The sequence below is a fragment of the Arthrobacter sp. efr-133-R2A-120 genome (assembly GCF_030209835.1).
In the GTDB taxonomy this organism is placed as follows: Bacteria; Actinomycetota; Actinomycetes; order Actinomycetales; family Micrococcaceae; genus Arthrobacter.
Window position 1 is genome coordinate 86,426 of record NZ_JARVRF010000038.1, and the last position, 12,420, is coordinate 98,845.

Consider the following 12,420-nt stretch of genomic DNA (forward strand, 5'->3'; position numbering starts at 1 on the left):
GTCGGTTGCCCAGTTGTGTCCTACCCGCCAAGGCTACTTGGCGGCCTTGTCCCGGATGTCCGTGATGATGCCGGAGAAGTCACGTCCGGCTCCGCCTTCGGCCGCGAAAGCGTCGTAAATCTTCGATGCCAGGTGCCCCATTTGCCCGTCCACTCCGGTGCTCTCAAGCGCGTTGACCGCGAGCCGAAGATCCTTCGCCATGAGCGCTCCGGCGAATCCGGGTTGGTAGTCGCGGTTGGCCGGGCTCGTGGGAACCGGTCCGGGAACCGGGCAGTTGGTGGTCAACGCCCAGCACTGCCCGGAGGCGTTGGAGGCGACATCGAACAACGCTTGGTGCGTCAGGCCCAGCTTCTCGCCCAGGACGAACGCCTCGCTAACGGCGATCATGGACACGCCCAGGATCATGTTGTTGCAGACCTTGGCGGCCTGCCCGGCTCCGTGGTCTCCGCAGTGCACGATCCTCCGGCCCATGAGTTCCAGGATCGGCTTCACCGTTTCGAAGTCCTCGGGCAGCGCCCCCACCATGAAGGTCAGGGTTCCTGCTTCGGCACCCACCACGCCTCCGGAAACGGGCGCGTCCACGGAGCGGTGGCCGGCGTCCAGGGCAATGGCTGCTGCCTCGCGGGCCTCGTCGACGTTGATGGTGGAGCAGTCGAGGAACAGTGTGTCCGGGGCAGCCACGGAGAGCAGGCCGGGCGCCCCGTCCACTCCTCGGTAAGCGTCCAGGACGTGCTTGCCACTGGGCAGCATCGTCAGGACAACGGATGCCCCCACAACGGCTTCGGAAGCGGAATCCACCGTGGCAATGCCGTGTTCACGGGCCGCCTCAAGTGCTGCCGTGACGGGATCGTACGCCACCACTTGATGCCCGGCTTTGACAAGATTCACGGCCATGGGGCCGCCCATGTGGCCAAGGCCGAGGAAAGCGATGGTGTCGGAAGCTGCGTTTTCAGACATGGTCGGACTCCTTTGAATGAAGTTTGAGTTCACGGTCGCCGAGCGATGCGAAGAAGCCCTCGACGGCGGCTGGCGACACCTCCGCCAGGGAGGCTGGCTTCCACTGGGGGTTGCGGTCCTTGTCCACCACTTGGGCGCGGATCCCCTCGCGAAAATCCGGTCCGGTCAGGCATCGCAAGCCAACGCGGTATTCCTGTTCCAAGGCTTCCTCGAGGGAGAGCCCCCGGACGCGCCGCAACGATTCCAGGGTGACTTTCACGGCCGTGGGCGACTTCGTCTCGATCGTGTCTGCGGCGGCAGCGGCATCCCCGTCGGCGTCGCGCAGCCTGGCGATAATTTCCTCAGCGTCGTCGGAGGCATAGGCGGCATCGATCCACTCGCGCTGGCCGGACAGTGCCGAGGCCGGCGGTTCCTGCACAAAGCGCCCGACGGCGGCCTCCGCCGTCGAGCTTTCCAGCGCTTCCGCGAGCGCGGACAGGCTTTCGGACGGGACGAAGTGGTCCGCGAGCCCAAGAAACAGGGCGTCGGCCCCGCTCAAGTGGGCACCCGTGAGGGCTGCGTGGGTGCCAGACTCGCCCGGTGAGCGGGACAACAGAAGGGTTCCGCCGACGTCGGGCACAAAACCGATAGTGGTTTCCGGCATGCCGGTACGGGTCCGCTCGGTGACCACACGGACGGAGCCGTGGGCCGAGATCCCGACCCCGCCACCAAGGACCAGCCCGTCCATGAAAGCCACGTACGGCTTCGGGTACCGGGCAATGAGCGAGTTCAGGCGGTACTCCGCAGCCCAGAAGTCGGCGGTCTGGTCGCCGTGGCGCAGCATGTCGTCGTAGATCGCCACGATGTCTCCGCCCGCGCATAACCCGCGGTCCCCGGCGCCGTGCACCAAAACTGTCTTGATGTCGTCGTCGACCGCCCAGGCCGTGAGCTGCTCCAGCATGGCGTGCACCATGCCGGCTGTGAGCGCGTTGACCGCCTGGGGACGGTTCAAAGTAACGACGCCGAGGTGGCCCCGCTTCTCGAACAAAACCTCCGCCATTAGCTGCCGGCCGGCATCACGAAGCTGGCGCCCTGGCGGATGCCGGAGGGCCAACGGGTGGTGACCGTCTTGGTCTTGGTGTAGAAGCGGAAGGCGTCCGCGCCGTGCTGGTTCAGGTCGCCGAAGCCCGAGGCCTTCCAGCCACCGAAGGTGTAGTAGGCAATCGGCACGGGGATGGGCACGTTGATGCCCACCATGCCGACCTCGACGCGGCTCGCGAAGTCGCGGGCGGCGTCGCCGTCGCGGGTGAAGATCGCGACGCCGTTGCCGAACTCGTGCTCGGAGCAGAGCCGCAGCGCTTCTTCGTAGTCAGCTGCGCGGAGGACGCTCAGGACCGGGCCGAAGATCTCCTCCTTGTAGATGGACATGTCCTTCGTGACGTTGTCGAAGAGGGTCGGGCCAACCCAGAAACCTCCGGCGTAGCCGTCCACCTTCAGGTCGCGCCCATCGGTGACGAGTGTGGCGCCCTGGTCGACACCCGCTTGGATGTATCCCTCGATACGGTGCTTCGCCGAGGCGGCGACGACAGGTCCGAAGTCCGAATCCGCGGCCAGGCTGGGACCCACCTTCAGGGCCTTGATGCGGTCCTGCAACTTGGAGACGAGCTGATCAGCCGTCTCCTGGCCAACGGGTACGGCCACCGAAATCGCCATGCAACGCTCGCCGGCGGAGCCGAAGCCGGCACCGATGAGGGCATCCGCGGCCATGTCGAGATCGGCGTCGGGCATGATCACCATGTGGTTCTTGGCGCCGCCGAAGCACTGGGCGCGCTTCCCGTGGGTCGCGGCGGTGGCGTAAATGTACTGGGCAATCGGCGTGGATCCGACGAAGCCGATGGCCTTCACGCGCGGATCCTCGAGGAGGGTATCCACGGCTTCCTTGTCGCCGTTGATGACGTTGAAGACGCCGTCCGGCAATCCCGCCTCGGTGAAAAGTTCTGCCAGGCGCAGCGGCACGGACGGATCACGCTCAGAAGGCTTGAGGATGAAGGCGTTGCCGGCAGCCAGCGCGGGGCCGGACTTCCAGAGTGGAATCATGGCAGGGAAGTTGAAAGGCGTAATGCCCGCGACGACACCGAGCGGCTGGCGCAATGAGTGGACGTCGATGCCTGTGCCTGCGTTGTCCGAGAATTCACCCTTGAGCAGGTGGGGCGCGCCGGCGGCGAACTCCACCACCTCGATGCCGCGCTGGATGTCACCCTTGGCATCGGGGAAGGTCTTGCCGTGCTCGGAGGAAAGGAGCGTGGCGAGTTCGTCCATGTGTTCGTTGACCAGGTCCACGAACTTCAGCAGGATCCGGCCACGGCGCTGCGGGTTCATGGCGCCCCATTCGAGCTGGCCTTTCTCCGCGCTCGCAATGGCGTTCCTGACCTCGTCAGCACTGGCCAAGGGAAGCCGTGCCTGGACCTCGCCGGTGCAAGGATTGTAGACATCGCCAAAGCGAGTGGAGGTCCCGTCGATCCTCTGGCCGTCAATGTAGTGGGAAAGTTCGCGCACCATGGAATGCTCCTTTGCATAGGGGGAATGCCCGCCATCGGCCTCGAAAGCACATGTCCAACTGCGCTCCGGGACGTCTTTGATCCCGAATATACTCGGACTTCCTACTAATTTCTAGAGGACTTCAGTTGCTGCCAAGGCGGCCCTGCTCAACGCGGGAGCGAGGCGTAGGCATCCAGCGCCTCCCGCCGCGAGGCTTTAAGGTCAACCACCGGCTCCGGATAGTCCGCCGTGGACAGCTCGGGGATCCACTGGCCAACGTAGCTGCCGTGGGGATCGAATTTCGCGGCCTGGGTCTCCGGGTTGAAGATCCTGAAGAAGGGTGAAGCGTCCGCACCGGAACCCGCTACCCACTGCCAGTTCGCAGGATTCGAGGCAGGATCGGCATCCACCAGGGTGTCCCAGAACCATTGCTCGCCCACTTGCCAGTGCACGCCAAGGTTCTTCACCAAAAGGCTGGCGGAGACCATGCGAACCCGGTTGTGCATCCATCCCGAGTGCCACAATTGCCGCTGGCCGGCGTCCACCAAGGGGAACCCGGTGCGGCCCTCCTGCCATGCGCGGAGGAAGGTGGTTTCCTGGGCGGCGGCATCTGGTGAGCCGGCACCCTGGCCACCGGGCCAAGCCCACGGATAGTGGTCGAACCCCGGCCGCAAATTGGCCGTTGCCAGGTCCGGGTGATGGAAGTATTGGTGCCAGCAGAATTCACGCCACCCAAGTTCCGAGGCGAAGACGGCGGCGCCATCGCCCAGTTCCCGACGCCGGCCCTGCTGGGCATGCCATACCTCGAACGGGCTGAGCTGCCCCCAGCGCAAGAAGGGCGACAATCGGCTACTGCCCGGCAGGTCCGGACGATCCCGGTTCACCGAATAGTCCGCCAGCCCATGCTCCAGGAAGTCATCAAGAAGTTCATGGGCCTGGGCCGAACCCGGCTGCCAGCTTTCGGACAATCCGGCAGACCAATCCGGGTTCCGCGGTAACAATCCCCAGGTGTCCAATTCCTCGGATTCAGGCAGTTGGCCGGAGAATCCCCGGCCCGGTTCCGGGGCTTCCAGCGGTTCTCGGAAATCCAAGCCGGACACGGTCCGCCAAAAAGGCGTGAAGACCTTGAAGGGTCCACCTTGCTTCGTGGTGACGGCCCACGGCTCGTGCAGCAAGGAGGCTTGGAAACTCTCCGCGTGCATCCCGGACTCTCGCGCCGAGGTCTTGATGCCGGCGTCGAGCATTCGTTCTGGCTCGCCATAACGGCGGTTCCAGTACAGCGATCCAGATCCCATCGCCGTCGCGGTTTCCCGGACGATCTCGGCCACCGGTCCGCGGCGCAACAAGAGCGGCACGCCCAGGGCCGCGAGGTCTTCGCGAAGGGAAAGCAGGGAATGATGCAGCCACCAGCAGGAAGCGCCGCCGAGCGGCCTGATGCCCGGCGATTCCTCGTCGAGGACATAGAGCGCGACGGCGGCACCGTCGTCAGCTGCCGCCCGCAGCGCCGGGTTGTCCGTGGCCCGGAGGTCGTCCCGGAACCACACGATTGACGGCTTCACTATTTCCCCTCGGGTTTGCTGCAAAGGTCATGCCCCTCAAGACGAATCCTAAGGGGCATGATCTGTGTTGATATTTACTTCGGCATCAGGACGCTGTCAACCAAGTACACCATGGCGTTGGCGGTGTGGACGCCACCGCAGATCACGGCAGAGCCTCCGTCAACCTTGAGTGCGTCCTTGGTTCCCGTAACGGTCACGGAGTCGCCCTCAACCGTCTTGTGGGTTCCCACGATCTGGTCCGAGGTCAGCTGGCCGGGGATGACGTGGTAGGTGAGGATCTTGCTCAAGAGAGCGTCGTCGGTCTTGAGGCTGTCGATGGTGGCGGCGGGGATCTTGGCGAAGGCGCTGTCCACAGGAGCGAAGACAGTGAACTGGCTGCCGTTGAGCGTGTCCACCAGGTTCACCTTGGGGTTCAGCTTGCCGGACACAGCGGCCGTGAGGGTCTTGAGCAGCGGGTTGTTGGAAGCGGCCACGGCTACGGGGTCGAGAGCCATGCCGGCAACGGAACCTGCACCGCTGGGAACCTGGGAAGCGTAAGCTGCACAGCCCGGGCCAACCAGGTCTTTGCTCGGGTCCATCGCGGCGCTTGCAGAAGCGGAGGGGGTCGCCGCCATGGTGGACGACGAGCTCGGAGCGGCCGACGACGGTGAAGCCGTGGAGGCGGAGCCGCCACAAGCGGTGAGGCCCAGCAGAGCGGAAGCGGCGAGACCGGCGATCGCAAAAGACGTGCGCTTTGTAGCAAGCATGACATTTCTCCTTCAAACGGACTGACATTCGGTGCCGGTTGATTCCGGCGTGAAAGCACTTCACCTTTGCGGGGCTAAGTCCTTATGCCAGCTATTCGGAGGTGCGGGCTGCGGGGATGGGTGAGTTTCAAAACTTAATCTGGAAGGCCTCAAGCGGAGCTCATCCGGTGCGCTTCTTCCATGAGCAACTTGCCGAGGAATTCCTGGCGTTCAGGACGGAACCGCGGCTCGATGCCCGTGAGGGACAAGGCGCCGATTGGCCGGCCCAGTTGGTCGAAAACGGCGGCGGCCATCCCCCAACTTCCTTCAAGCACCAACCCGGGATTCACCGAATACCCGACCATTCGGGTCTGCTCAAGGTTCCGACGCACCACCCTCTCGGTATGGCCCGTAGCGAATTCTCCAGCGTGCTGTCCCCAGTTGGACAAGACGAGTTCCTGCTCCTCGTCCGGCAGGAAAGCCATGATCGCGGTGCCCGCCGACGCCACGCCGAGCGGGAACCTGACGCCCTCGTGCAACACGAACGAGCGCACGGGAAAGCTGCCTTCTTCGCGGAGCACGCATACCGTTTCGTGGCCACGACGGATGGAATAGAAGGCGCTTTCCCCGCTCTCCCCGGCCAGGCGGCGCAGGCTGGGCCGGGCCAAACCCTCAAACGGGAAACGCGCCGCCGCCACGGACCCCAACAGGAAAATCTCAGGCCCCAGGATCCAGTTGCCGGTCCCCTGCTCGTGGTCCAGCAGGCCTTCGGCGGCAAGGGACGCGAGCAAGCGGTGTACCGTCGGGCGCGTCAACCCCGACTCGCGGACCAGGCCAGCGATGGACATGCCCTCCGGCTTGCGTCCCACGAGCCTGAGGAGCGCGGCGACCCGCCCCACCACCTGGGCGCCCTGCACGGGTTTGATTTGTGGCTGCTGAGTCGGCAACTCCAACCCTCTCCAAAGATTTCCTCCACAATGTGGACACTTAAAAGACTAGCGTCCACACTGTGCGAATTCAGCCTCACTGCCCATAGGACGCCGTTGACCCTTCGCCCAGGCCACCATATGCTCCTTGCCAAACGACCAGCCCAGACGACTAGCTCAGCACAGTGTCCACAAAGTGGATAACTGCCGAGTGACCCTACTCAAAGACGAGGACAACGCCATGGCCAAAATCCATCCCAGCGCAGCCGTTGCACTGCAGGACGTCCTGCGCGACGGCCAGACGATCGCCGTCGGCGGCTTCGGGCTCAGCGGCATCCCTGCGGACCTCATCGATGCCGTCCGCGATTCGGGGGTCAAGGACCTGACTGTGGTCTCCAACAACATGGGCATTGACGGCAAGGGACTCGGCGTCCTCATCGAAGCCGGCCAGGTCCGCAAGGTCATCGCCTCGTACGTGGGCGAGAACAAGCTTTTCGCCGAGCAGTATCTCTCCGGCCAGCTTGAGGTCGAGTTCGCTCCCCAGGGCACCCTCGCGGAGCGACTCCGCGCGGGAGGCGCCGGAATCCCCGCCTTCTACACGCGGACCGGCGTCGGAACCCTGGTTGCCGAAGGCAAGCCGCTCGAAGAGTTCGACGGCGTCACGTACGTCCGAGAGCGCGGGATCGTCGCCGACGTCGCGCTGGTCCACGCCCACACCGCGGACACGGACGGCAACCTGATCTACCGCTACACGGCCCGGAACTTCAACCCGGTCGTGGCGACAGCGGGAATCGTGACCATCGCCGAGGCCGAAGTGATCGTGGAGCCCGGCGAGCTGGACCCCAACAACATCGTGACGCCCGGCGTCTACGTCCAACGGCTGGTCCAGGCGAGCGGCCGGGCGAAGGACATCGAGCAGCGCACCGTCCGCCAGCGCGCTGACGCCCTGGCCTGACCGCAAACAACCCAGCGAAGGAGTACCACCATGGCATGGACCCGCGACGAGATGGCCGCCATTGCGGCCCAGGAACTCAACGACGGTGATTACGTCAATCTCGGCATCGGCATTCCCACCCTTGTTGCCAACAACCTGCCTGAAGGTGTGCGGGTTGTCCTGCAAAGCGAGAACGGACTGCTCGGCATGGGGCCCTTCCCCTATGAAGGCGAGGAAGACGCCGACCTCATCAACGCCGGCAAGCAGACCGTGACGGTCCTGCCCGGCGGCAGCATCTTCGACTCCGCGACGTCTTTCGGGATGATCCGGGGCGGACACGTCAAGGTTGCCATCCTCGGCGCCATGCAGGTTTCCGGCAACGGCGACCTCGCCAACTGGACCATTCCGGGAAAGATGGTCAAGGGCATGGGCGGCGCCATGGACCTGGTCGCCGGGACCCCGCGCGTCGTGGTCCTCACCGAGCACAACGCCAAGGACGGGAGCGCCAAGATCGTCCGGGAATGCACCCTGCCGTTGACCGGGTTGGGGGTTGTGGACCGGATTGTCAGCGACCTCGCGGTATTTGATCTCGTGCGGAACGTACCAGAAACAGACGGCGGGCGGCAGCTCACGCTGAGCCGCCTCGCGCCCGGGATCACCGTGGAGGAGATCCGTAGCAAGACGGAGGCCGCATTCACGGTCTCCTTGGAGGAACCCGCTCTCGAAGGAGCCACAGCATGAGCCTGAAAGACCAGTTCGGCAAAGATGTCCTGCTCACCGGCTGGGGACACAGCAAGTTCGGCAAGCTCACGGACGAGACGCTCGAGTCCCTGATCGTCCAGGTGTCCGCGGAGGCCATCCAGAACTCAGGCCTTGAGCCCCGGGACATCGACGAGATATACCTCGGCCAGTTCAACTCCGGCATGCAGCCCCTGGGCTTCACGTCCTCGCTTGCCCTCCAGCTGTCCGAAGATCTTTCCAACGTGCCCGCAACCAGGACCGAAAACGCCTGCGCTTCCGGTTCCGCAGCGTTCCAGCAGGGCGTGAAGGCCGTGCTGGCCGGCACTGCCCGCAACGTCCTGGTGATCGGGGCCGAGAAGATGACGGATGCGGGGGCGGACGTCGTTGGCGCAGCCCTCCTCGGCGCGTCCTACGAAATGGCAGGCAAGGCATCCACCACTGGCTTCACGGGACTGTTCGCCGAGGTGGCCAAGCACTACGACAAGCGGTATGCCGCGGGCATCGAAGGCTCTGGTTTTGCCGGCGGCTTGGGCGACATCCTTGGTTCCATCGCCGCCAAGAACCACCGCAACGGCATGGACAACCCCTACGCGCAGATGCATCGGGACTTCGGCGAGGAGTTCTGCCGGACGGTTTCCGAGAAAAACCCCATGGTCGCCGAACCGCTGCGCCGCACCGACTGCTCCCCCGTGTCCGACGGCGCCGCCGCCGTCGTGCTATCCCTCGGCACGGCGTCGGGCGCTGCTACCGAACCCGTACGGTTGGCGGGCTTCGGGCACGCGAACGACTTCTTCCCGCCAGAGCGCCGCGACCCCACGGAGTTCGCCGCTACGCGGGTCTCCTGGGAGCGCGCGCTGGGGATGGCGGGCATCGGGATCGACGGACTGGACTTCGCCGAAGTGCACGATTGCTTCACGATCGCCGAACTGATCATGTACGAGGCCATGGGACTCACGCCGCGCGGCGAAGGCTCCAGGGCAGTGCAGGAGGGCTGGGTCTACAAGGACGGCAAGCTGCCCATCAACGTCTCCGGCGGCCTGAAGGCCAAGGGCCACCCCGTGGGCGCCACCGGCGTATCGCAGCACGTCATCGCGGCCATGCAGCTCACCGGAACCGCCGGCGCCATGCAACTGCCCAACGCCCGCCGCGGCGCCGTACAGAACATGGGCGGCGTTGGCATCGCGAACTACGTGAGTGTCCTAGAAGCAGTCTAGCCTCGGTATTTCACAGGGCGGCCAACCCAACTGACTCGCAGTTGTTGTCGTTATCAGCCCGCATAACGACAACAACTGCGTGGGCCCACACCGCCAGGGTTCCCTGGCCGAGCTTGCGAGGCGAGGGTGGCGGTGGGGATTAATTGGGCACCCGGCGGGGAAGGGGCCGCCCCCTCGAAAGCCCTACTGCGCCGCAAGCACCGCCGCACCGGCTGCTGCACACGCTTCGTCAAGGGCGCCGTCCGGTGCGCCGCCGACGCCGATTCCCGCCACCGAGACGCCGTTCACCTTGAGCGGCACGCCACCCGGGAGGAAAAGAGTGCCCGGGAGGTCGGCGATCGACGGTCCGTTGCCATTGATCCTCTTGGCCAGTTCGCTCGTCGGGGCACCGAAGGCGGCTGCGGTGTAGGCCTTCTGCTTGGCGGCCTCGATGGTGTGTTCGGCCGCGTTGTCGCCGCGGAGTACGGCTTGGACTGTTCCGAAGCGGTCCACGAGGGCAACCGTGACGAACGGAAGCTTGTCGGCCTGGCACTTCGCCAAAGCAGCGTTGACTGCCTGGCTGGATGCACCGACGGTGATGCGGTTCTGGGAGACAACGTTTTCCGCCGAGGGATTGATGTCGACGGCGGCCGTCGCGGTTTTGGCGGCGGCGGGCGTCACGGCATTCGCGACGGCGGTTGCCCCGCCGGTCAGGAGCAAAGCTCCTGCGGCAGCGACGGCGAAGATCTTGTTGGACTTCTTCATGGTGGTCCTCCGGGAGGTCGGCAACGGGTACATTTCCATGCTTCCGGCAGGGCTTCCTCCGCACATCCGGCGCTCGTCGCGCCTGGCCTCATCCTTTCCGCTCCCGGTATCAGCCAAAAGGCGGAGAGACCGGCGACCGGAACGCGCCTAGCATGGGAAGAATGCCGGAATCTCCGAACGGGACGGCCTCCCGCGCCGCTGCCTTCCGCCCCACCCTGGGCCCGATTGATGCAGTGGTTCACCTCAGCTTCGCCGTGCTCATGGTGGCATCCGGCGTGCGCTACGTCCTGCGGCACAGCCCGGCCGACAATCTCTGGACAGTGGCCCTGGCGGCCGCGGTCTGCATTCTCTATGCAGTGGTGGCGGTGCTGGCCAAGCGGCGCCAGCCGTGGCTGTTGTGGATGGTGGCGCTCGTGCTCGCCTGGGCTGTGCTGGTCATCGCCGCACCGAGTTTTGCGTGGTGCTCCTTGGCTTTGTTTTTCCTGTCCCGCGCGGCCTTCAGCGGTTGGATCGCCTATCTGGCCGCGGGTTTGACGGCAATTGCCACGGCCATCGGGCTGTTCCGCCTCAGCGGCGACACCGACGTAGCCATGCTGCTCGGGCCCATAGCCGCTGCGGTTCTGCTCACGTTGATCTACGACCGAATCGAGCAGGACGCCGCGCTGCAACGCCGACTCCATGCCGACGTCTCCCAAGCACAGGAACGCCTGGCCGCCAGCGAACGCGCAGCCGGGATCACCGCGGAGCGCGAGCGTGTTTCGCGGGAAATCCATGACACCGTCACGCAAGGCCTCGCCAGCAGCCTGCTCCTGCTCGAAGCCGCGCAACGGTCGTGGCCTGAAGACGGAGCGAAAGCGGAAGTGCAGAGGGCCGGGACCCTCCTACGGCAGAACCTGGCCGACACCCGCAGCCTGGTCCACGAACTTTCCGCTCCCGGGCTGGAGAACGGACCGCTGCCCCAGGCCCTCGAACAGGCCGCCCGCCAATACCTCGGCTCCGTGATCCTCCACGTCACCGGCGATCCCCGCCCGGTGCCCGACGAGGTCCGCCATGCCCTGGTGCGCGTGACCCAAAGCGCGGCGGCCAACATCAAACTCCACGCCCACGCTGAACAGGCCAGTTTGACGCTGGGATTCCTTCCCGGGGCTGTCACCCTTGACGTGTTCGACGACGGCCGCGGCTTTGATCCCGCTGCTGTACCTCCGCCTTCGGAAAAGGGAGGTTACGGTCTACGTGCCATGCGCCAACGGGTGGAACAACTCGGCGGAGTATTTTCAGTGGAGAGCTCGCCTGGGGAAGGAACCGTCGTGGCCGCGCAACTGCCGCTGCCCGTTATGGAACCCAGCAGGGCAAACCAGGCGCCCATCAAGAAAGACACTCCATGAACCCCATTTCGGTCCTGCTCGTCGATGACCATTTGGTGGTCCGCAGCGGACTCAAGGCCTTGCTCGGCACCCAGCCGGACATCACCGTCGTCGCAGAAGCCGCATCCGGAGAGGAAGCCCTCGCTGTAGCGCAACAGCACCCGGCCGACGTCGTCATGATGGACCTCGCCATGGGCCAGGGCATGGACGGAATCGAGGCGATCAAGCGCCTGCGTCAAGCGAGCAAGCAGCAAGCGGTACTGGTGTTCACTACCTATGATTCCGATGCCGACATCGTGAGGGCCGTGGACGCAGGTGCCATGGGCTACGTGCTCAAGGACGCCGCGCCGGAGGAGATCTTCGCTGCGGTCCGGGGCGCGGCGCAAGGCAAGAGCGTCATGAGCGCACCTGTGGCCAGCAAGTTGTTCCAGCAATTGCGCAACCCGGACGAGGTCCTCACCCCGCGGGAAGCCGAACTGCTCAGCCTCCTCATTCAAGGCCTCAGCAACCGTGAGCTCGGCAAACGCCTGTTCATTTCCGAGGCCACGGTCAAAACGCATTTGGCGCACATCTACGCCAAGCTCGGCGTCGAGACACGGGCGGCCGCGATTGCGGTGGCCATTCGCCGCGAGGGGATGCGCTAAGAAAAAATTCGGATGCTGGTGTCGATTTGGCCGGTCGCCATTCGTATAGGGGGTGACCGGGCCGCAGAGAGCGGTCCGCAGAAGCAAGGGAGCAC

General features: G+C 65.1%; 12 protein-coding genes. 5 read left to right on the forward strand and 7 right to left on the reverse strand.

Going from position 1 to position 12,420, the window contains the following annotated elements:
• Positions 1-33: 33 nt before the first annotated feature.
• The 6 genes from mmsB to QRN52_RS17695 all read right to left on the reverse strand — a co-directional run bounded on the left by mmsB (position 34) and on the right by QRN52_RS17695 (position 6,705).
• Positions 34-957, reverse strand: a complete 924-nt coding sequence (gene mmsB / locus QRN52_RS17670; RefSeq protein ID WP_284754643.1) for a 3-hydroxyisobutyrate dehydrogenase — start codon at positions 955-957, stop codon at positions 34-36.
• Positions 950-1,996 (reverse strand): enoyl-CoA hydratase/isomerase family protein, encoded by a 1,047-nt coding sequence (locus QRN52_RS17675; RefSeq protein ID WP_284754644.1) that lies wholly within the window; start codon positions 1,994-1,996, stop codon positions 950-952. Before QRN52_RS17675 ends, mmsB begins: the two co-directional genes overlap by 8 nt.
• Positions 1,996-3,495, reverse strand: a complete 1,500-nt coding sequence (locus tag QRN52_RS17680) for a CoA-acylating methylmalonate-semialdehyde dehydrogenase (protein WP_284754645.1) — start codon at positions 3,493-3,495, stop codon at positions 1,996-1,998. The genes QRN52_RS17675 and QRN52_RS17680 overlap by 1 nt, the downstream gene beginning before the upstream one ends.
• A gap of 146 nt (positions 3,496-3,641) precedes the next feature.
• Positions 3,642-5,033 carry a cryptochrome/photolyase family protein gene (locus QRN52_RS17685; RefSeq protein WP_284754646.1) on the reverse strand — a complete coding sequence of 464 codons (1,392 nt, stop codon included), beginning with the start codon at positions 5,031-5,033 and terminating at the stop codon, positions 3,642-3,644.
• Between the two features lie 74 nt (positions 5,034-5,107).
• Positions 5,108-5,779: a fasciclin domain-containing protein gene (locus QRN52_RS17690; protein WP_284754647.1), complete on the reverse strand. Its 672-nt coding sequence runs from the start codon at positions 5,777-5,779 to the stop codon at positions 5,108-5,110.
• A gap of 149 nt (positions 5,780-5,928) precedes the next feature.
• Positions 5,929-6,705, reverse strand: a complete 777-nt coding sequence (locus tag QRN52_RS17695) for an IclR family transcriptional regulator (protein WP_284754649.1) — start codon at positions 6,703-6,705, stop codon at positions 5,929-5,931.
• A gap of 220 nt (positions 6,706-6,925) precedes the next feature.
• On the opposite strand from QRN52_RS17695, the gene QRN52_RS17700 reads away from it, so the two are divergent.
• The 3 genes from QRN52_RS17700 to QRN52_RS17710 are packed head-to-tail and all read left to right on the forward strand — an operon-like array spanning position 6,926 to position 9,573.
• Positions 6,926-7,639 (forward strand): CoA transferase subunit A, encoded by a 714-nt coding sequence (locus QRN52_RS17700; RefSeq protein ID WP_284754734.1) that lies wholly within the window; start codon positions 6,926-6,928, stop codon positions 7,637-7,639.
• Positions 7,640-7,669: 30 nt separating this feature from the next.
• The gene (locus QRN52_RS17705) at positions 7,670-8,359 is read left to right on the forward strand and encodes a CoA transferase subunit B (RefSeq protein ID WP_284754651.1); all 690 of its coding nucleotides are present in this window, start codon (positions 7,670-7,672) and stop codon (positions 8,357-8,359) included.
• On the forward strand, positions 8,356-9,573 hold the full coding sequence (locus QRN52_RS17710; protein WP_284754653.1) for an acetyl-CoA acetyltransferase: 1,218 nt from the start codon (positions 8,356-8,358) through the stop codon (positions 9,571-9,573). The genes QRN52_RS17705 and QRN52_RS17710 overlap by 4 nt, the downstream gene beginning before the upstream one ends.
• Positions 9,574-9,756: 183 nt before the next feature.
• Here QRN52_RS17710 and QRN52_RS17715 read toward each other — a convergent pair whose 3' ends face one another.
• Complete coding sequence (locus QRN52_RS17715; RefSeq protein WP_284754655.1) at positions 9,757-10,317, reverse strand: GlcG/HbpS family heme-binding protein; 561 nt, start codon at positions 10,315-10,317, stop codon at positions 9,757-9,759.
• A 161-nt stretch (positions 10,318-10,478) separates the two neighbouring features.
• On the opposite strand from QRN52_RS17715, the gene QRN52_RS17720 reads away from it, so the two are divergent.
• Positions 10,479-11,702 (forward strand): histidine kinase, encoded by a 1,224-nt coding sequence (locus QRN52_RS17720; RefSeq protein WP_284754657.1) that lies wholly within the window; start codon positions 10,479-10,481, stop codon positions 11,700-11,702.
• A complete protein-coding gene (locus tag QRN52_RS17725) occupies positions 11,699-12,325 on the forward strand; it encodes a response regulator (protein WP_284754658.1) in 627 nt (208 codons plus the stop codon). Before QRN52_RS17720 ends, QRN52_RS17725 begins: the two co-directional genes overlap by 4 nt.
• The last annotated feature ends 95 nt before the right edge of the window (positions 12,326-12,420 follow it).